Raw genomic sequence first — 21338 nt, forward strand, 5'->3', positions numbered from 1 at the left:
CAACCAGGCTTTTGACTGCATCTAAAACGTGCGGCTAAAAAGCCACTGCGTCCGCGGGTCGGACGCGCCGTTGCCATCGCCACGCATCTACCGCAGCGCAGGCTCACCGCCCATCGGCAAGTCCGCGACCGGCCACATATCGGACATCGGCGGCGTGAAGCATGTCGCTATACTTGCCGCCTCAGTCATGGGGTAGCGCGAATGGACAGGCAGGAATCAGGGATGACGTCGTCGGGCGTGCGGCGGATGCTGCTGTGGGTGGTGTTGCTGACGGTGGCGCTGGGGAGCGTGGCGTGCAAGCGCAACGAAAGCGGCCAGTTGCCCACTGCCAGTGGCGAGGCGATCAAGGCCGACAAGCAGGGCATCACCGGCTTTGGCCTGGCGCGCGCCTACCCCGACCAGACCAGCGACGGCCTGTCGCTGGCGCTGGAGTTCTCGCGGCCGCTGGTGGGCACGCAGGACTTCGATGCGCTGGTGCGCTTCGAGGAAAAGGTCGGCAACGGCGACAGCAGCTGGTCGCTGTCCGACGACGGCAAGACGCTGCGCTACCCGTACGTGGAAGCGGCCAAGGACTATACCGTCCTGATCGCCGCCAACCTGCTCGCCGCCGATGGCAGCCGCCTGGGCAAGCCCCTCAAGCAGAAGGTCTACACCGGTGAGTTGAAGCCGGTGGCCGGCTTCGCCTCGCAGGGCAGCGTGCTGCCGGCGCGCGAAAGCCGCGGCCTGCCCGTGGTGTCGGTGAACGTGCCGGAAGTGGACGTGGAATTTTTGCGCGTGCGCGAGAAGTCGCTGCCGGCGTTCTTCCACCAGTTCCAGCGCGGCGGCCGACGCGGTAGCTGGGACCTGGAAAACGAGTACAGCGAGAACGCACCGCTGTCCAAACTGGCCGACCCGATCTACGTCAACCGCTTCATCCTGGGCGGCAAGCAGAACGAGCGCGTGCTGACCTACCTGCCCACCCAGGACATCAAGGAGCTGCAGGAGCCGGGCCTGTATTTCGCGGTGATGAAGCGCGCCGGCACCTTCGAAAACGAATTCGACACCGCTTTTTTCACCGTCAGCGACATCGGCCTGCACACGCGCGCCTACAAGGACAAGCTGTTCGTGCACACCGCCTCGCTGCAGAGCGGTGAGCCGGCCAAGAACGTGGAACTGCGCATCCTCGATGCCAAGGGCGAGCTGTTCCTCAAGGGCAGCACCGACGCCAACGGCAATGCGTTGCTCAACTACACACTCGACGCCAGCCACGTGCTGGTGGCGCGCAGCAAGACCGATATTTCGATGCTGCCGTTCAACCAGCCGGCGCTGGATCTGAGCGAATTTGCCGTGGCCGGGCGCGAAGGCGCCTGGTTCGACGTGTTCGCCTGGGCCGGCCGCGACCTGTATCGCCCCGGCGAGACCATGCGCGTGTCGGCGATCCTGCGCGACAACGATGGCAAGCCCACGAGCGGGCCGACCAAGGGCGGCCAGCCGGTGTTCCTGCGTCTCAAGCAGCCCGACGGCAAGACCTTCCGCGAAACCAAGCTGCAGCCGGGCGAGCAGGGCTATTTCGAATTTACCCAGCAGATTCCCGCCGATGCGCCGACCGGCCGCTGGCAGGTGGAATTCCGCACCGACCCGGGCAGCAAGGACGCCGTGCAGGGCATGACCGTGCGCGTGGAAGAGTTCCTGCCCGAACGCATGAAGCTGGACCTGGACGCCGCGCAAAAGACCTTGAGCGCCGGCAAGCCCTTCACCCTGATCGCCAATGCCGCGTATCTGTACGGCGCGCCGGCCGATGGCAACCGCTTCACCGCCAAGCTGGCGGTGAGCGTGGAGCAGCATCCGCTGGAGTCGTTGCCGGGCTGGTTCTTCGGTGACCCCACGCTGGAGCTGCCGCGCGAAGCCAAGGACGTGATCGACACCGAGTTCGGCGGCGATGGCGTGTTGCGCGAAGACATCGCCCTGCCGGACGAAGCCAAGCCGGTCAGCACCATTGCCGCAGTGGTGTCGGGCAGTGTGTACGAGACCGGCGGGCGCACCGTGACCCGCACCATCAAGCGCGTGCTGTGGCCAGCCAAGGCGCTGGTCGGCGTGCGCCCGTTGTTCGATGACACCGACGGCGCCGATGCCAACAGCAACGCACGCTTCGAGATCACCCGCGTGGATGCCGAGGGCAAGCCGCAGCCGGCCAAGGGGCTCAAGGCCACACTGGTGCGCGAACTGCGCGACTACCACTGGAACTACACCGACGACCATTGGGATTACGACTTCACCCGCCGCTTCGAGAACAAGGACACCCGCACGATCGACGTCGGCAGCGGCAATGCCAAGCTCGATTTCCCGGTGGAGTGGGGTGAGTATCGTCTGGACGTGTTCGACCCGGCCACCGGCCTGACCACGCGCTACCCGTTCCGCGCCGGCTGGAGCTGGAATGACGAAAACCGCGGACTGGACGCGCGCCCGGACAAGGTCAAGCTGGCGCTGGACAAGACCGGCTACCGCGCCGGCGACACGCTCAAGGTCACGCTAACCCCGCCGCATGCCGGCAAGGGTGTGTTGCTGGTGGAAAGCGACAAGCTGCTGTACGTGCAGGACATCGACGTCAAGCCGGGCAGCACCTTCGAGATTCCGGTCACCGAGGCCTGGGAACGGCACGACGTGTACGTGACCGCGCTGGTGTTCCGCGGCGGCAGCGCGCCGAGCAAGATCACTCCGGCACGCGCGGTGGGCGTGGCGTTCGTGCCGATGGACCGCAAGGCGCGGCGCGTGGCGGTGGGTCTGTCTGCACCCAATCAGATGCGCCCCGAACAACCGTTGCCGGTGACCGTGAGTGTGCCGGAGCTGGCTGGCAAGGCCGCGCACGTCACCATCTCGGCGGTGGACGTGGGCATTCTCAACATCACCCGCTTCCCGGTGCCCGATGCCAACGCGCAGTTCTTCGCGCAGCGCCGGCTGGGCACCGATGCCTACGACATCTACGGACGGGTGATCGAAAGTTTCGAAGGCGCCAGCGGCAAGCTCAAGTTCGGCGGCGACATGGCCCTGGAAGCGCTGCCACAGGCCAAGCGCCCGACCGCACGCGTGCAGACGGTGGACCTGTTCTCCGGCTCGGTGAAACTCGACGCCAAAGGCAATGCACGCGTGCAGCTGCCGGTGCCGGATTTCAATGGCACGCTGCGTGTCTCGGCACTGGTGTACTCGGACACGCGCTACGGCAACCGCGACATGGAAACCATCGTACGTGCGCCGATCCTGGCCGAAGCCAGCATGCCGCGCGTGATGGCGCCGGGCGACCGCAGCACGGTGACGCTGGACGTGCAGAACTTCACCGGCAGGCCGGGCGAGTTCAACGTGCGCGTGGACGGCATCGGCCCACTGGCCATTGCCGAGGCGGCGCGCAGCGTCAAGCTGGCCACCGATGGCAAGCAGACGCTGAGCTTCCCGCTCACCGCCACCGAAGGCTATAGCGTGGCCAAGGTGCGCGTGCGTGTGGACGGCAACGGCTTCAAGGCCGACCGCAGCTACGACCTGCCGGTGCGTGCCGGCTGGCCGCAGGTGCTGCGCACGCAGACGCGTGTGCTGGATCCATTGGCACCGGTGAGCATGGATGCGGGCCTGACCGAGGGCCTGATGGCCGGCTCGGTGACCGCGCGCATGCTGGTCAGCCCGCTGCCGCCGATTCCGTTCGCCAGTGCGCTGCAGGATGCGTTGAACTATCCGTACGGCTGCGCCGAGCAGACCACCAGCAAGGGCTATGCGGCCTTGCTGCTGGACGAGGCCACGGCCAGGGCGCTGGGCACCAAGGGGCTGGATGCGGCCACCCGCCGCGAGCGCATGGAAGGCGCGTTCGGTCGGCTGGCCTCGATGCAGATTGCCAGCGGGCATTTCTCGATGTGGGGCGACGATGGTTACGTCAATCCGGGCCTGACCCCGTACATCGCCGAGTTCCTGCTCGATGCCAAGGACGCCGGGTTTGCGGTGCCCGACAACGTGCTGCAGAAGGCGCTCAATCGCCTCAGCGAGGATCTGCTCTCCGGCGGTAACGAGTTCTACGGCCAGGACCGCCGCGACAACCTCAAGTTCGCCAACCAGGCATGGTCCGGCTATGTGCTGGCGCGCGTGAACCGTGCACCGCTGGGCACGCTGCGCGCGCTGTACGACAACCAGCGCGACAAGGCGCTGACCGGGTTGTCGCTGGTGCATCTGGGCGCGGCGCTGTCGCTGCAGGGCGATACCAAGCGTGGCCAGGCAGCGATCAAGGCCGGCTTCGCCAAGAACAGTGCAGACCGGCCGCCGTACTTCGGCGACTACGGCAGCGCGATCCGCGACGATGCATTGATGATGGCGTTGCTGCATGAGCGCGGCTTGTCCTCGCCGGAGTACGACACGCGCGCGGTGACGCTGGGCCAGGCGCTGGACGCGCGCCGCGGTGGTGGTTCGCTGTGGCTGAGTACGCAGGAGCAGGTTGCGCTGGCGCGGCTGGGCAAGGCGCTGATGGTGGCGCAGGGCAAGACGGTGTCCGGCACGTTGACGGTGGGTGGGGAGGCGCAGGAGATCGCGCCGGCACGGCTGTTTGGCCGTAGCTTCGACAGCGCCGCGCTGGCGCGTGGCGTGCAGTTCGTCCCGCAAGGCGAGGCGCCGATGTACGCCAGCCTGGAAGTGGCCGGCATCCCGCGCAGCGCACCGGAAGCGGACACCCGCCATCTCAGTGTGGAACGCACCTGGTACACCACCGACGGCAAGCCGTGGACGCCGCGTGCGCTCAAGGAAGGCGAGGCGCTGATCGTGCGCGTCACCATCACCGCCAACACCAGCATGCGTGACGCCTTGCTCACCGACCTGCTGCCGGCCGGCCTGGAGATCGAGAACTTCAACCTGGGCGATGCCAAGCAGTGGGCCGACGTGGTGGTGGACGGCATCGGCATCAGCGAACGTTCGAGCGCTGCCGACGTCAAGCACGAAGAATTCCGCGACGACCGCTACGTGGCCGCGCTGTCGTTGTCTTCGGGCAGCAAGGCGCAGGTGTTCTACCTGGTGCGCGCCGTCACCCCGGGCACCTACACCGTGCCGCCGTCCCTGGTGGAAGACATGTACCGCCCGGACCTGCGTGGCGTCGGCCGCACCAACCCGGCCACCATCACGGTGGTGCAGCCGTAAGGCATCACGGTCGGAGCGCGCTTGCGCGCGGTAAGGCTTCCCTGGGAATGCCTCGCCGCGCGCCTGCTCGCTTCCAGGCCAATCAGACCGGCGTTCCAAACGTAGTTCCAATGAGGCCACGATCAGCGGCACAGCCGTAGTGATCACTGTAGGAGCGCGCTCGCGCGCGATGGAACGTTCCCGGGAGTGCCTCACCACGCAGGCACGCCTCTACCCCAGCCAGATCGCATCCCAAAACGGATAGGCGCCAATGCGCTGCACCAACCCGGCACGCAATGGGTTGGCGATGACATAACGTGCAACCGCACGCAGATCCGCGTCATGACGTACGGCATGGTCGTGATAGGCGCGAGCCCAGACGGGCGCTTGCATCGCACGCTGCGTGTTGACCGCACGCCTGCTCGCAGCCTTCAGGCACGCCACAGCCCGCGCCAGCGGCGTGTGATGGCCCAACTGCAGCAGCCAGTGAACGTGATCCGGCATCAATACCCAGGCAAGCAAGGTGGCATCTGCGGGCGCTGCTTTGGTAAATGCGCCACACGCGCTTGCAGCCAGGCGAGGATCGTCGAACAGGCGCTGCCGCTGGTGGGTTGTCGTGGTGAGCAGGTAGCAATGCCCCGCAAGCGAATGGCGGCCGCGGCGAAGGGCGCGATGTCCGGGCGAAGTGGGATCAGTCATGCCAACAGATTGACGTGCCTGGTCGATGGGCTGCATTGGCGCAATCCCTGGATTGGGGTCAGCGGACTCCGCGCCGGAGTGCGCGCTTGGGCGGCGGGCGTTGTCGGGAGAGCTTCTCGCGCGCGAGCGCGCTCCTACGTTGGGTTTGCGTCCAGCCGTGGTTGAACGAGACACCTCTCATGGCGGTGGCGCTGCGAAGGGTTGAATCCGTCATCCATGATCTGCGATGCCCTTGTAGGAGCGCGCTTGCGCGCGATGAGGCGTTCCTGGGAAAGCCCCCATCGCGCGCAAGCGCGCTCCTACGTTTGGGTTGCGTCGTCCTGTGGTTAAACGAGATACATCTCGTGGCGGCAGTGCGGCAAAGGGGTAATTCCGTTGTCCATGATCTACGAGGCCCCGGTAGGAGCGCGCTTGCGCGCGATGAGGCGTTCCCGGTAAAGGCCCATCGCGCGCAAGCGCGCTCCTACGTTGGGTTTGCGTCCAGCTGTGGTTGAACGAAGCACCTCACGTAGGCACTGGCGCTGCGAAGGGGTAAATCCGTTGTCCATGATCTACGGGGCCCCGGTAGGAGCGCGCTTGCGCGCGATGAGGCGTTCACGGGAAAGCCCCATCGCGCGCAAGCGCGCTCCTACGGTTCTTCGCATTGCGCGACAGGTGTTCGCATTGTCTTTTTGGTGCTATGTGCGCGACACGCAAAGGTCATCCTGGCTGCCTACGGTGGCGTGCTTTCGCACAGACGCGGCGCCCTTGCCGCGCGATTTCCGGGATTCCATGCAGCGCTCCGATTCGTACCGTGTGCACCTCTCTGTTCTTGCCCTTGCCATCGCGGCCTGTTCGTCGGGCGTGCAGGCGCAGGCCCTCGACGCTTCAAATGCTGCGGGGCAACGCTCGCCGATCTCGCCCGCGGCGACGCCTGCAGATGCAAGCGGTGATGCCGGTGATGCGGAAACGCCAGCCGCGGCGGCGAATGCTTCCCAGACATCAAGCGAGGCATCGAATCAAGATCTCCCCGCTACCGCTACCGCTACGTCTGCTACAGCTACCGCTACTACAGCGACAGCGACAGGTGCAGGTGCAGGTGCAGGTGCAGGTGCAGCTTCAGACACAGGCACAGGCAAAGTCGCCAGTGCCAGTCCCAGTGCCAGTCCCAGTGCCACCACAGGCGTGCAAACCCTCGATGCCATGCAGGTCACCGGTGTGCGGCGTGCCAACGCGGCGGCGGTGGAAAGCAAGCGCGCGGCCACCAACATCACCGATGTGATCAGCGCAACCGACGTGCGGGCCTTGCCCGACAGCACCATCGTTGAAGCGCTGCGCCGTGTGCCTGGCTTATCCGTGTTGCCGGCCACCGATAACGAGCATCCGCGCGATGAAGCCGCCACGCCGGTGTTGCGTGGCCTGGGGCCGTCGTACAACAACGTCACCATCGATGGGCTCACCATCGCCTCGCCCGGCACGCCCAATGGCACGCTTGGCTCGATCACCCGCGGCGTGCGTCTGGATCTGCTGCCGGCGTCGATAGTCAGCGAGTTGCAGGTGGTCAAGACGTTCACCGCTGACCTCGATCCCAATGCCACCGGCGGTGCGATCAATCTCAAGACGCGCAGTGCGTTCGAGAACGGCGGCAAGCCGTTCTTCAGCGCCGAAGCCGCGCTGGGCCACGCCAACGACGTGGGCAAGCCGCGCGACCAGGACGACCCTGGGTATCGCTTGAATGCCACCGGCAGCCGCACCTTCGGCAGCGAACAGCAATACGGCTTCACGCTTTCGGCCAACTACCAGACGCTCAGTAGCTACACCGAAACCCACATGACCACCGACATGGTGCATTACGGGTTCTACGACAACAACGGTGTGCTGCAGACCGGCGCCGATCTCGGCAATGGCTGGGCGGTGCCGCAGCAGGATAAGTACTGGTACGTGCAGAACCAACGCGACCGCTATGGCGTCACCGGCAAGTTTGAAGCGCGCCCGAGTGCGGCCTTCGAGGCCTACGCCATGGCCGGCTACTACTATTTCAAGGACGACATGGAGCGCAACGAGGTCATCATCGACCCGCGCAACCGTGGCCAGGTGTTCAACCAGACCGCGACCTCAGGCAGCTATCCCGGTGGCGATATTGAGGTGGGGTACTCCAACCAGATCGTCACCACGCGCACCAAGGTGGCGCAGCTGGGCAGCATCTGGCGGCCCACCGATCGACAGCAGTTTTCTGCACGTGGTTCGTGGTCGGATGCGACTTATGACGAGCCGATCCGCATGATCAAGTACGCCACCGGCATCAATCGGCCGGCTGCGGTACCGGTGGGGCAGACCGGTAGCGGCGTGACCGTCAATGCCACACCCAACTATGCGTTCAATTACGACACCTCCGGCTTTGACCAGCGCTTCGGGGTGTCGCCGCAGGCCTACAACAATCTGGATAACTACAGCCTGTCGTACTGGCGGCCGGACTATAAACGCACCGCCGCCGATCGCATTCTCACCGGGCGGCTTGATTACGGCTTCAATCAAGGCGAAAGCGATCAGGGCATCGGCTTTGCCGCGGGCGTTTCATACACCACCGACAAGCCGTCTTACGACATCTTTCGCGTGGAGTACCAGCCCAACACCAGCGTACCGACGTTCGGCCTGGCCGATGTTGCGGGCACTGGCAGGGCGCCGATGCGCTATGCCGGTCTGAACCTGATCACCATCGATCCGGACAAGGCCAACCGCGTGCTGGCGGCAACGCCGTTGAGCGCGTTCAACAGCACCGACCAGCAGGCTTTCAGCAACCAGGACAACTTCACCCATACCGAAAAGACCTTCGGCAGCTACGGGTTGGTGAGTTACCGCAGTGAGCGTCTCAACGTGCAGGCCGGCCTGCACTTGGACAGCACCAAGCTCAACACCGTAGGCCGCCAGCGCCAGCTGGACACCGCCAGCAACCGCTACGTGTATGTCGATAACCCCACCAATGCGGATTACGACTATCTGCTGCCTTCGGCGATCATGACGTACCACCTGACCGACGCACTGGACCTGCGCGTCGGCGCCAGCCGCACACTTGGCCGCCCGCCGTACGATGCGTACGCAGCCCGCACCTCGATCGGCTTCGTCAACACCACCGACGCCGGCAACCCGAGCGCGCAGGGCGTCACCGTCACCATCGGCAACCCCGACATCAAGCCGCGCGTGTCCAACAACCTGGATCTGTCGCTGGAATGGCGGCTGCCGGGCGACTTCGATGCCTTCGCCTCCACTGCCGTGTTCGACAAGCGTATCCAGGACGAGATCTTTACGCTCTCGCGCACCGATAGCTTTACCTTCGATGGCACCACCTACGCCAATGCGTTGATCAGTACGCCGGCCAATGCTGCGAAGGCGCGTATTCGCGGGGTGGAATTCAACGGCATCGTCAACACGCTGGCGCCGATTGCACCGTGGCTCAGCGGCGTGGGCTTCAGTGCGAACTTTGCGCTGCTCGATGGCAGCCTGGACGTACCGTATAGCGTTGGCAGCGGCAGCACCGTCAGCCAGCGCGAGCGCAAGCTCGACAACCTGGTCGGCCAGCCGGACTACACCGCCAACGCCACGCTGTTCTACAACACCGGCGGCCTGGAATTGCGCGCCGCCTACAACCGGCAGGGCAAGGCCTTGCGTGCGATCGTCAGCAACATCGACTGGCAGGATCTGTACTGGTCGCCGCGTTCGCAGCTGGATTTCACCGCGACGTATGCGGTCAGCAAGCAGCTCAGCCTGATCGGCCAGGTCAGCAACCTCACCCACAGCCGCATCAGCAGCGTGACCGGCCCGGGGCAGAACCTGCTCAAGGACAGTTACTCGGTGCCCAGCACCTATTGGGTGGGCCTGCGCTTTACGCCCTCGCTCTAGACAACCATGGCCGCGCAGTGTGCGGCCATCCAAGCACATGCAACGCGATGCAGCCGCCTGGCGGATGCGTCGCGTTGCCCACGCATTCAAGCGGAGCCGTACGATGACCTTGCAGTCTGTTGCTTCTTTTGCCGCGCTGCTGTGCGCAGCCATTGCCGCCGATGCGACTGCCGCGCCGGTGGGGGTTGCCGCAATCCAGGCACGGCTGACCAATCCCGACGGCGGCATCGTGGTGGTGGCGCATCGCGGCTGCCACGCCGCGGCGCCCGACCATGGATTCAACGACACCGCGCCGGAGAATTCGTTGGCGGCCTTGCAACGCTGTATTGCCATCGGCGCGGACGTGATGGAAACCGACGTGCGCCGCGCCGCAGACGGCACCCTGGTGATGCTGCACGACGCCACCGTGGACCGCACCACTGATGGCACCGGCAAGCTGTCCGAGCTCACGCTGGCCGATCTGCAGAAGCTGCGGCTGCGCACCGACGAGGGTGGGGCACAGGCGCCGCTCACCGACCAGCGCGTGGTCACGCTGGAGCAGATGCTGGCCGCCTCCAAGGGCCACATCCTGCTGAACCTAGACGTCAAGGATGCGATCTATGTGCAGGTGGTCGACGCGGTCACGCGCGCGGGCATGCAGCACCAGGTGATCGTCAAGGCCGAAGCCGGGATCGCCACGCCGCCGCTGGCAGCGATGCAGCCGTTCGACCGCGTGTACTTCTTCCCGATCCTGATCAATGCGCACGGCAGCGCCGATCTTGCGGCCATTGCAACGGCGCAGACACGCAACGCGCATCCGGTCGCGTTCGAACTGCCCAAGATGGCGGCCGCACAATTGCCCGCACTGGCCAAGGTGGGCAAGGCGCACCAGGTGCGCCTGATGGTGAACTCGCTGTGGGACGGCTTCATCGCCGGGTACGGCGGCGATGCCGATGCCGAGCGCGACCCGGACAAGGTCTGGGGCCGCATGCACCGCGACGGCATCTCCATCATCCAGACCGATGCGCCGGAAGCTTTGCTGCGCTATCGCGCGACGCTGGAGACGCGTTGAGCGCCGCGTTACCTCGCTGCACGCAGCAGGCTTGCGACGGATGCGCACTGTCGCCGCGCAGCATGACCCATGGCACTGCGGGGACCCCGCCGCCGCTATAGTCAGGCGTTGTTTGCACGCAAGGATGTCTGCATGCCGCTCGATACACGCCTGCGCAAATTCAGTCCGCATGTCGTCTGGTTGGTGGTGCTGCTGATCGCGCTGCAGGTGCGCGACGTGGCCAAGGCGGTTGGTTTGCCCATCCCGAAAATTCCCGTGCCCCATGGCGGCGGGATTGCCGACAATTTTCTCAGCGTGGTGGTCGTGTTGGTCGCAGCGGCCTTGCTGCGTCCTGGTACGCCAGGCGAGATTGCAGCGCGTCTGGGGCTGCGTTGGAACGGTTTGCGCGGCCCGGCGCTGACGCTGTTGGCCACACTGCCGTGCTGGCTTGGGCTGTGGACGCAATCCACCTCGGTCGGCACCGGCGATCTGCTTGGCCTGCTGTGGCTGGCGCTGCTGTTTCCGTTGGCCGAAGAAATCGTCTTTCGTGGTTTCGGCTTTGTCTTTGCCTACCGCGCGCTGGCCTGGCGTCCGGCGATCGCCGCGCTGGTGCAGGCGGTTGTGTTCGGCGGCGTGCATTGGCTCGGGGCAGGCGGCGGAGGCGGCGACGCCTTATTGATCTTCGCCATCACCGGCATCGGCGCGCTGCTGTTTGCCATTGTGGACGCGCAGGACGGTTACACGATCTGGAGCGGCTGGGTGCTGCATGTCTCGCTCAATGCGGCCTGGACGGTCTTCGCGGTGTCCGATTCGGCCGCCAGTGGCTGGCTCGGCATGGCATTGCGGCTATCTGCCGTATTCCTGGCGATGGGATTGCTGCGGCTGTTTGTAACGCCGCCTCGCCCGCTGCGTGCGGACGTTACAAGCTAGCGCGTTCGTCATTACGTCAATCAGGAGTGCGCAGGTGAGCTGCTCACCCGATGCGCGGTGCGCAAGAGTGGCCGAAATGTGTTTTGCCCTGCATGCTTCGCAGGATGGATGAACAGCAGCAAGCGCAGGCAAGCACCGAGAGGACGCAGGAACGCGTCGCTGGCACCGATGATGTGGCCCAACGCGGCCACCGCCGCTGGTTGACGTGGCTGCGCTGGAGCGCCGTGGCACTGTTGTCTGCCGTGCTGTTGCTGGACCTGGCTTTTCCGCTACCGCTGCCGAAGTCGCGCGATACCTCCACCCTGGTGGTGGCGCGTGATGGCACGCCGCTGCGCGCGTTTGCCGATGCGCAAGGCGTGTGGCGTTACCCGGCCACGCCGCAGAGCGTGTCGCCGCTGTACCTGCAGGCGCTGTTGAACTACGAGGACCGCTGGTTCTGGCACCACCCGGGCGTGAACCCGTGGGGGCTGCTGCGCGCGGGCGAGCAGTGGATCGGCAGCGGGCGCATCGTCTCCGGCGGTTCGACGCTGACCATGCAGGTGGCGCGCATTCTCGACCCGCACACGCGCACGCCCTGGGGCAAGGCCAAGCAGTTGCTGCGCGCGCTGCAATTGGAAGCGCACCTCAGCAAGCAGCAGATCCTGGCGCTGTATCTGGAGCGCGCGCCGTACGGCGGCACCATCGAGGGCGTGGAAGCGGCCAGCTGGGCCTACCTGGGCAAGCCGGCCACCGCGTTGTCGCAGGCCGAAGCGGCGTTGCTGGCGGTGCTGCCGCAGTCGCCGAGCCGGCTGCGCCCGGATAGCCACCCGGAAGCGGCGCAACGGGCGCGCGACAAAGTGCTCGACCGCATGGTGGAACTGGGCGTGTGGTCGCGCGCACAGGTGGACGATGCCCGCTTCGAACCGGTGGTGACGCGCTCACTCAAACCACCGTTGCATGCCGCGCTGTTGGCGCAGCGCCTGCACAGCGCGCAACCACGCGCCGCGCGCATCGTCACCACGCTCGACGTGGAGCTGCAGCGCACGCTGGAAGAACGCGTCGCCACATATTTTTCGCAGTTGCCCGAACGCACCTCGGCCGCTTTGCTGGTGGTGGACAACGCCAGCATGGAGGCGCGCGCATACGTGGGCTCGGCCAGCTTTGGCGACCGCAAGCGGTTGGGCCATGTGGACATGGTGCAGGCCTGGCGCTCGCCCGGTTCCACGCTCAAGCCTTTCCTGTATGGCATGGCGCTGGACGATGGCGTGATCCATTCGGAAAGCCTGCTGGTGGATGCGCCGCAGAGCTTCGGCAATTATCGCCCCGGCAATTTCGATGCGGCCTTCAACGGCCCGGTGGCCGCAGCCACGGCATTGCGGCTGTCGTTGAACGTGCCGGCCGTGGATTTGCTGGATCGCATCGGCCCGGCGCGCTTTGCCGCGCGCTTGTCCAACGCCGGCATTGCGCTGCGCTTTGCACATGGCAGCACGCCGAACCTGGCCTTGATCCTGGGCGGCACCGGTGCGCAGTTGCAGGAGTTGGTGGGTGCGTTCGCGGCCCTGCAGCGTGGTGGCATTGCCGGGCATGTGCGCTATACGCCGGATGATCCGCGCATCGATCGGCGGCTGATGTCGCCGGGCGCGGCGTGGATCGTGCGCGAGATCCTGCAAAGCAATCCGCGCCCCGGGTATGCCAGCGGCACCTTCGACACCACCGCGCGCCCGGGCGTGGCGTGGAAGACCGGCACCAGCTACGGCTACCGCGATGCCTGGGCGATTGGCGGGACGCGCCGCTACACGGTCGGTGTGTGGGTCGGCCGACCGGATGGCACGCCGTTGCCGGGGCAGTACGGCGCAGTCACCGCGCTACCGCTGATGTTCGAGGTGATCGATGCCTTGCCGCGCGCGGCCGGCGACAGCGCCCCGATGCCGATGCCGGCCAGCGTGCAGGCGCTGGAGATCTGCTGGCCGCTGGGCACTGCCGCCGCGCAGACGCCGCCAAACTTGTGCGCGCGCCGCCACGAGGCCTTCGTACTCGACGGCGCGGTGCCGCCCACCTTCGCCGAACGCGATGCGCGGCTGTGGCAGAGCGGGCAACTGCAGTACGAGGTGGACGCCCGCAGCGGCCAGCGGCTCTCGCAGGAATGCACCCAGCCGCATCCGCGCGCCGCACGCAGCCTGGCGCGCTGGCCGGCGCTGGTATCACCCTGGCTCACCGCTGCCGAGCGTGCCGCCGCACAGCTGCCGCCACTGGCCGCCGATTGCCTGCCCGACGGCCGCATGACCGGCGGTGGCGTGCTGCGCATCGACGGCCTGACCGATCGCGCCACGCTGGCCCGCGCCAACGACACCGCACGCCCGGTACGCCTGCAATTGCGCGCGCTTGGCAGCGAAGCGCGCATCGACTGGCTGCTGGACGGCCGCTGGATTGCCCAGACCGCCGGGCGCCAGGGATTCCAGCGTGATTTTGCGGAAGTGGGCACGCACACCCTGACCGCGATGGCCAGCGACGGCGCCTGGACCCAGGTGCGTTTTCGCGTCTTGCGTTGAGCACGATGCTGCAGCGCGTGTGTAGGAGCCCTTGGGCGCGATGGCTTTCCCGGTAACGCCCATCGCGCCCAAGGGCGCTCCTACGAGATTAGGGCTGCCGGTGTCGCTGATGGGAGACGTGCTGCCCATCCAGTCATCCGCCACGGCCAAAGCAAACTGTTTCTCCCAGCGCCGCATGCATCTACAGAGGCAGCGACCGCTTTTGTAGGAGCGCGCTTGGGCGCGATGGGCTTTCCCGGTAACGCCTATCGCGCCCAAGGGCGCTCCTACGAGATTAGGGCTGCTTGTGTGGCCGATGGAAGAAGCCTCGCCCATCCAGTCATCCGCCACGGCCAAAGCAAAAACTGTTTCTTCCAGCGCCGCACGCATCTGCAGACGCAGCCGCGGCTTTTGTAGGAGCGCCCTTGGGCGCGATGGGCTTTCCCGGTAACGCCCATCGCGCCCAAGGGCGCTCCTACGAATGATGGTCGCCTGTGTGGTCGATGCAAGAAGCGCTGCCCATCGTGTTAGCCACGCCGGGCCACAAGTTCATCGATGCGGGAAAAAAAACAGGGCGCCATAGGCGCCCTGTTGTCTCTGCATCACGTGAAGCACGCTATCGGCGCATCAGCTCCGATACGCCAAAACTCACTCGCCAATCCAGCCTTCCAGCATGTCGGCGAACTCGTCGGCGTGCTCTTCTTCCTGGGCCAGGATGCTTTCCAGGATGCGCTTGGTGGTGGTGTCCTTGTCGCCGATGAAGTCGATCATCTCGCGGTAGCTGTCGATGGCGATGCGCTCGGCAATCAGGTTCTCGCGCACCATGTCGCGCAGGTCGGTGCCCTCCTTATATTCCGCGTGCGAGCGCTTGGTCAGCGTGTCCGGATTGAGGTCCGGTTCGCCGCCAAGCTGCACGATGCGTTCGGCAAGCTTGTGCGCGTGCGCCTGTTCCTGCTGCGCGTGCTCCAGGAACTCGCCTTTCACCGCGTCGGCAAGCATGCCCTTGGCCATGAAGTAGTGGCGGTAGTAGCGCAGCGTGCACACGTATTCGGTGGCAAGCGCGGTGTTGAGCAGTTCGATCACCTTCTCGCGATCGGCGTGGTAGCTCTCGGTGATGGCACCGTCTTCGATGCTCTGGCGTGCGCGGGCGCGCAGGGTGGCGGTATCGGTAAGACCGGTGGCGGGGGTGTTGGCTGGCTGTGTAGACATGGCTGGCCGGGTTCCTTCTGTGTGGACGGGGGAATCAATGCATCAATCGGGGAGATGCTGCAGCACGTAGTCAGCGGCAGACACCTTGAACTCGCCGGGCTCTTCGACGAACAACGCCTTCACCACGCCATCGTCGGCATACAGCGCATAGCGGCGCGAGCGCAGGCCCATGCCCGAGCCGCTGGCGTCGATCTCCAGCCCCAGTGCACGGGCCAGTTCGGCGTTTCCATCCGGCACCAGGTGCAGGCCGTCGGGCACCAGCTGGCTGCGGCCCCAGGCCTGCATCACGAAGGGGTCGTTCACCGCGGTGCACAGCACCTCGATGCCGCGTTTGCGGAACGCTTCAAACTGCTCCACGTAGCCGGGCAGGTGCTTGGCCGAGCAGGTCGGCGTAAAGGCGCCCGGTACCGCGAACAGCACCACCTTGCGCCCGGTGAACAACGTATGGGTGTCGACCGCTTCGATGCCCTCGCGCAGGTGCTTGAGCACCACCTCGGGAATACGGTCACCAACTTGGATGGTCATGGGTGGGGCTCCTGTGGCTGAACAAAGTCTAGAAAGGCGAAGGGGAAAAGCGCGTCAACGCGCTTGAAATCCGCACGCGCACGCCTATCTGACGCGCATGGCCGGTTGCACCGGTGAGCACCGGCGCGGCCCGCCCGTCACTCAACCATTGGAGGCTTTCATGAACATCGTCCGTTACCCACAGTGGCCCACCCACGCCCTGCAGAACGAGATCAAGCAAGTGTTCGACCGCTTCTTCGAGCAAAGCGGCGATACCGACGAGTCGGCCGTTGTCACCGCGCAGTGGGTCCCGCGCGTGGACATCAAGGAAGAAGCCAACCAGTTCGTGCTGTATGCCGACCTGCCGGGCATCGACCCCAGCCAGATCGAGGTGCAGATGGACAAGGGCATCCTGTCGATCAAGGGCGAGCGCAAGAGCGAGTCCAGCAGCGAGACCGAGCGCTTCTCGCGCATCGAGCGCCGTTACGGCAGCTTCCACCGCCGCTTCGCATTGCCCGACAGTGCCGATGCCGACGGCATCACCGCCGACGGCCGTAACGGGGTGCTGGAAATCCGCATTCCCAAGCGCCCGGCGGCCACGCCGCGCCGCATCCAGGTCGGTGGCGGCCAGGACGGCGGTGGTACCACGGTGCAGTAAGCGCTGCGGACCTGGAGCGGAGCCCGCGCGGCTTCGCTCCCCGGCGACGGCCGCGCCGTAGAATAGGCGCGGTCGCCCGCCCGGCTGCGAATGACTGGCTCGTGGCCTCGGCTGCGGGCCGCTCTTTTTTCAGAGGTGATGGATGGAATTCAAGGATTACTACGCGACGCTGGGCGTCGAACCGAGCGCTGGCGAGGCGGAAATCAAGACCGCCTACCGCCGGCTTGCGCGCAAATATCACCCCGATGTCAGCAAGGAGGCTGGCGCGGAAGACAAGTTCAAGGCGATCAACGAAGCCTACGAGGCACTGCGCGACCCGCAAAAGCGCGCCGCCTACGACCAACTCAAGGCGCAGGGCTACCGCCCGGGCGACGAGTTCCAGACCCCGCCCAACTTCAACGGCGGGCAGGGCTTCGACTATGAGGAAGTGTTCGGCAACGGCGGCGCCGGCGGCGGCTTCAGCGATTTCTTCGAAAGCCTGTTTGCCGGCCAGCGCGGCGGCCGCCCACGCGGCCCGGGCGCCGGTGCCGGCCCGGGCGCACAGACCCGCGGCGACACCCGCGCCAAGTTGGCGGTGCCGCTGGAAGCGGTGTATTCCGGCGACAGCGTGCGCATCACCATTACCGGCAAGCAGCTGGACGTGCGCGTGCCCAAGGGCATCCAGCCCGGCCAGGTGATCCGCCTGAGCGGGCAGGGCAACGGCGGCGGCAACCTGCTGCTGGAAATTGAACACGCCGCGCACCCGCAGTTCGAAGTGGATGGGCGCAACATCCTGTACACGCTGCAGGTGATGCCGTGGCAGGCCGCGCTGGGCACCACCATCAGCGTGCCTACGCTGGGCGGTGCGGTGGAGCTGAAGGTGCCGGCCGATTCCGAGGCTGGGCGCAAGTTGCGCCTGCGCGGCCGCGGCTTGCCGGGCGCCACCCCGGGCGACCAGATCGTGGAGCTGGAAATCCTGGCCCCGGCGCCCACCGACGAGGCGCAGAAGAAGGCGTATCGGACGCTGGCCAAGGCCTTCGGCGAATCGATCTGACGCAGTGGGTGTTGTGATGAAGCGCGTGCTGATGTGTCAGCGCGCGCTGCATTGCCCGGCTGCAGGGCCGGTGGTGCGGGTTGCCGGCGTGGTGTTTTGAATGGCCGCGAATCGCGTCGCGATCGCTGCCCGGCATGGCGTTGGCCGGTCGATGGCCCGAAGCGCTGCGTTCTTCGCTATCGCCTCGACAGGGCTATGTGCTTCGGGCCGCCAACGCCCATCGCACCCAGGCTCTCCGGGTCCCCGCAAACGCCACGACCAGCTACCGAAAGCGCGGCCGGCGCACTACACTCGCCGCGCACACTAGGGGAAACACATGGCACGTATTCTGATTGTCGACGACTCGCCGTCGCAGCTGCTGGGGATTCAGCGCATCGTCGAGAAGTTGGGGCACGAAACCATCACTGCCACCGACGGCGCCGCCGGCGTGGAAGCGGCCAAGTCGGCACTGCCGGACCTGGTGCTGATGGACGTGGTCATGCCCAACCTCAACGGGTTCCAGGCCACCCGCACGCTCAAGCGCGAGCCCACCACCCAGCACATCCCGGTGATCCTGGTGACCACCAAGGACCAGGACACCGACCGCATGTGGGGCATGCGCCAGGGCGCCCGCGCCTACATCACCAAGCCGTTCTCCGAAGACGAGCTGCTGGAAGTGATGGAGCGGGTGTTCAACCAGAAAGACGAGCCGCCGGCGGCGTGATCGCGCCGGCAGTGCGCCAGCCTTTCTTGCTTGGGCGCACGGGAGATAGGCGCTTTTAGGGTCCAGGCACGCGATACGCCATCCTTCGGAAGTGAGTTGCTGGACGTGACCCGATAGATGGTCGATCAGTAAAGACGAGCTGCTGGCTGCGTGACCGCACCCGGCAGTGCGCCCGGACTTCTTGAAGCATGCGCACGCGCGATAGGTGGGCGGCAGTCCGGGCATGTCATAAGCCGTCCTCCGGGAGACGAGCTACTGGAAGTGACCGGACAGCTCGCCCAATCAGACTGACAAGCCGCTGGCGTGCGATCGCACCGGCAGTGCGGCAGCCCTTCCTTGAATTAGCGCATGCGCGGTGTCTGCTCGGCGAATCGGAGCACGTTAAAAACCGTGCCTGGACGAGCTGCTGGAAGTGACGGATAGACAGCCAACCAGAATGCCCCCCAGCGTCGGGTGGTGTGATTGCATTAGCAGGGCGCGAGCCTGTCAGTGGTCGAGGGCCGGCGGGCAGGGTGGCGCTGGCACAGCTCAGATGCCCGGCAGAAGGTCCAGGTCCTCTGACCACGGGAGTCATCCCGCCAACCCAGCATCAGCATCAGCACGCCTCTCGTCCTGCCTGCCCGCTGTGGGTGCTCGGCGCGATGGTGGGTGGCCGCCTGCCAAGACCGGCTTTCCAGGTCTGTCCCGTACGCTCGCCGCCCATCAAGGCCAACCCGCCTATCGGGTGCACCTGGCGCCCTGTGGCCTTCCTCATCCACGTTCCAGACCAGGCCTAACCCTCGCTTCCCGCCTTCCCGGCCTCCGCCCGGCCCCGGCAACCACCCACCCCCAATCCGCCGCCGGCTAAACCACGCCGCACCAATCTGGCCCTTTCAAAACGGCCGGTCTGCCCCATCTAGTAGAATCATCGAAATCACAACACGGCGGCACTGCGGGACTGGCCCGCACAGCCCCCTGATCATGGAGCGTGCATGGCCTGGAACACACCCGGCAACAAGGGCGGAGACGGCCCGGATCCCAACCGTCGCAGGTCCTGGGGGCCGCGCGGGGGCGGCAACGGTGGTGGCTGGGGCAATCTGCCCGCCCCGTTGAAAGAGCTGTTCGATGGCGGCGTGTGGCGCTGGGTGCTGATCGCCGTGGTGCTGATGGTGCTGTTTTCCAGCTTCCAGCTCATTGGCGAGCAGCAGCGTGGCGTGGTGCTGCGCTTTGGCCAGTTCTCGCGGATCCTGCAGCCTGGCCCCAGCTTCAAGCTGCCCTGGCCGATCGAATCGGTGCGCAAGGTCAACGCCACCGAGATCAAGACCTTCAGCAACCAGGTACCGGTGCTGACGCGCGACGAGAACATCGTCAACGTCTCGCTCAACGTGCAGTACCAGATCAGCGACCCGCGCAAGTACCTGTTCGGCTCGCGCAATGCGGACCTGGTGCTGGAGCAGGCTGCGCAGAGTGCGGTGCGTGAGCAGGTCGGTCGCTCCGACCTCAACACCGTGCTCAACAATCGCGGCCCGCTGGCCATTGCGTCCAAGGACCGCCTGCAGGCGGCGCTCAATGCCTACAACACCGGCTTGTCGGTGACTGGCGTGACCCTGCCCGACGCGCGTCCGCCGGAAGAAGTGAAGCCGGCCTTCGACGAGGTCAACGGTGCCCAGCAGGTGCGCGAGCGCCTGATCAACGAAGCCCAGGCCTACGCCGCCAAGGTGGTGCCCGAAGCGCGCGGCCAGGGTGCCCGCACCCGCACCGGCGCCGAAGGCTACAAGCAGGCCGTGATTTCCAAGGCCGAGGGCGATGCCGACCGTTTCACCCTGCTGCAGGAGCAGTACGCCGGCGCGCCGGACGTCACCCGCAAGCGGCTGTGGCTGGAAACCGTGCAGAAGGTGCTGTCGGAAAACCGCAAGGTGATCGGCAGCGATGGCCGCCAGGTCATCTACGTGCCGTTGCCGGCCGATGCCGGCAAGAGCGGCAATGCCGGAACAGCTACGGGTAACGGCAGCACCCCGTCGATGGTGCCGCAGGACGTGCTGTTGAATCCGCCGCAAGGCAATGGCGGCAGCGCCGAAGGCATTCGCAATCCGGAACGCGGCCCGCGTCCGACCGGCCGTGAGGGGACCGAATAATGAAGAATTCGCTAGTCATCGGCCTGATTGTCGCCGTGTTGCTTGGCCTGATGGGCTCGGTGTTCGTGGTGCGCGAAGACCAGACCGCCATGGTGCTCAACCTGGGCCGCGTGGTGCGTGCCGACCTCAAGCCCGGCCTGCACTTCAAGATTCCGGTGGTGGAATCGGTGCGCGTGTTCGATCGCCGCTTCCAGGTGCTGGACACCGCCCCGGCGCGTTATTTCACCGCCGAGCAGAAAGACGTGAGCGTGGACTTCTTCGCCATCGGGTACATCTCCGATGTGCGGGCGTTCTACCGCGCCACCGGTGGTGAGGAATCGGTGGCCAACTCGCGTCTGGCCCCGATCATCACCGACTCGCTGCGCAACCAGATCAACTCGCGCACCCTGCAGCAGCTGGTCTCCGGCGACCGCAGCGAACTGATCGCCAACCAGCTCAAGGGCATCAACGCCGCGATCAAGGGCTTGGGCATGCAGATCACCGACCTGCGCATCAAGCAGATCGACCTGCCCACCGACAGCCAGGTGATCACCGACGTCTACGAGCGCATGCGTGCCCAGCGCAAGCAGGAAGCCAGCAAGCTGCGCGCCGAAGGCGAAGAACAGGCCCTGACCATCCGCGCCCAGGCCGACCGCGAATCCACCGTGATCGTGGCCGACGCCGAGCGCGATGCGCAGAAGCTGCGTGGTGAAGGCGATGCCGAAGCTGCCCGCATCTACGGCCAGGCCGGCTCCAAGGACCCGTCGTTCTACGCGTTCTACCGCAGCCTGGAGGCCTACCGCGGCTCCATGACCGACGGCAACGGCGTGATCGTCCTCGACAAGAACGACCCATTCCTGCAGTACCTCAGAAGCGATCGTTGATCGCTCTGCTTTGAACCGACAACGCCCGCGTCATGCGGGCGTTGTTGTATTTGCCTCTGACTGTCGAGCAGGCATGCGCGCCCCAAGCGGAGGA

Annotated in this window: 13 protein-coding genes; 10 read left to right on the forward strand and 3 right to left on the reverse strand. The window is 65.9% G+C overall.

Annotated elements, in window-relative coordinates:
* Positions 1–222 precede the first annotated feature (222 nt).
* Positions 223–5139, forward strand: coding sequence for an alpha-2-macroglobulin family protein (locus XCC_RS05375; protein WP_029629025.1), 4917 nt, complete (start codon positions 223–225; stop codon positions 5137–5139).
* Between the two features lie 210 nt (positions 5140–5349).
* Here the strand turns inward: XCC_RS05375 and XCC_RS05380 are convergent, their stop codons facing one another.
* Complete coding sequence (locus XCC_RS05380) at positions 5350–5817, reverse strand: REP-associated tyrosine transposase (RefSeq protein WP_011036240.1); 468 nt, start codon at positions 5815–5817, stop codon at positions 5350–5352.
* A gap of 771 nt (positions 5818–6588) precedes the next feature.
* Here XCC_RS05380 and XCC_RS05385 point away from each other — a divergent pair.
* The 4 genes from XCC_RS05385 (at position 6589) to pbpC (ending at position 14181) form a co-directional block, all read left to right on the forward strand.
* Positions 6589–9693, forward strand: a complete 3105-nt coding sequence (locus tag XCC_RS05385) for a TonB-dependent receptor (RefSeq protein WP_011036241.1) — start codon at positions 6589–6591, stop codon at positions 9691–9693.
* Positions 9694–9796: 103 nt separating this feature from the next.
* Positions 9797–10744 carry a glycerophosphodiester phosphodiesterase family protein gene (locus tag XCC_RS05390; RefSeq protein ID WP_012439027.1) on the forward strand — a complete coding sequence of 316 codons (948 nt, stop codon included), beginning with the start codon at positions 9797–9799 and terminating at the stop codon, positions 10742–10744.
* Between the two features lie 69 nt (positions 10745–10813).
* Positions 10814–11653: a CPBP family glutamic-type intramembrane protease gene (locus tag XCC_RS05395; RefSeq protein WP_011036243.1), complete on the forward strand. Its 840-nt coding sequence runs from the start codon at positions 10814–10816 to the stop codon at positions 11651–11653.
* Between the two features lie 104 nt (positions 11654–11757).
* Complete coding sequence (pbpC, locus tag XCC_RS05400) at positions 11758–14181, forward strand: penicillin-binding protein 1C (RefSeq protein WP_011036244.1); 2424 nt, start codon at positions 11758–11760, stop codon at positions 14179–14181.
* Positions 14182–14808: 627 nt separating this feature from the next.
* Here pbpC and XCC_RS05405 read toward each other — a convergent pair.
* Positions 14809–15369, reverse strand: coding sequence for a ferritin-like domain-containing protein (locus XCC_RS05405; RefSeq protein ID WP_011036245.1), 561 nt, complete (start codon positions 15367–15369; stop codon positions 14809–14811).
* Positions 15370–15411: 42 nt separating this feature from the next.
* Positions 15412–15894 (reverse strand): peroxiredoxin, encoded by a 483-nt coding sequence (locus XCC_RS05410; RefSeq protein ID WP_011036246.1) that lies wholly within the window; start codon positions 15892–15894, stop codon positions 15412–15414.
* A 160-nt stretch (positions 15895–16054) separates the two neighbouring features.
* Between XCC_RS05410 and XCC_RS05415 the strand changes: the two genes are divergently transcribed.
* The 5 genes from XCC_RS05415 to hflC all read left to right on the forward strand — a co-directional run bounded on the left by XCC_RS05415 (position 16055) and on the right by hflC (position 21244).
* Positions 16055–16531: an Hsp20/alpha crystallin family protein gene (locus XCC_RS05415; protein WP_011036247.1), complete on the forward strand. Its 477-nt coding sequence runs from the start codon at positions 16055–16057 to the stop codon at positions 16529–16531.
* Positions 16532–16673: 142 nt separating this feature from the next.
* The gene (locus tag XCC_RS05420) at positions 16674–17564 is read left to right on the forward strand and encodes a DnaJ C-terminal domain-containing protein (RefSeq protein ID WP_011036248.1); all 891 of its coding nucleotides are present in this window, start codon (positions 16674–16676) and stop codon (positions 17562–17564) included.
* Positions 17565–17880: 316 nt separating this feature from the next.
* A complete protein-coding gene (pilH, locus tag XCC_RS05425; RefSeq protein WP_011036249.1) occupies positions 17881–18267 on the forward strand; it encodes a twitching motility response regulator PilH in 387 nt (128 codons plus the stop codon).
* Between the two features lie 971 nt (positions 18268–19238).
* Complete coding sequence (gene hflK / locus XCC_RS05430; protein ID WP_011036250.1) at positions 19239–20381, forward strand: FtsH protease activity modulator HflK; 1143 nt, start codon at positions 19239–19241, stop codon at positions 20379–20381.
* Positions 20381–21244 (forward strand): protease modulator HflC, encoded by an 864-nt coding sequence (gene hflC / locus XCC_RS05435; RefSeq protein WP_011036251.1) that lies wholly within the window; start codon positions 20381–20383, stop codon positions 21242–21244. Before hflK ends, hflC begins: the two co-directional genes overlap by 1 nt.
* Positions 21245–21338: the final 94 nt, after the last annotated feature.

The sequence above is a fragment of the Xanthomonas campestris pv. campestris str. ATCC 33913 genome (genome assembly GCF_000007145.1).
Taxonomy (GTDB): Bacteria; Pseudomonadota; Gammaproteobacteria; order Xanthomonadales; family Xanthomonadaceae; genus Xanthomonas; species Xanthomonas campestris.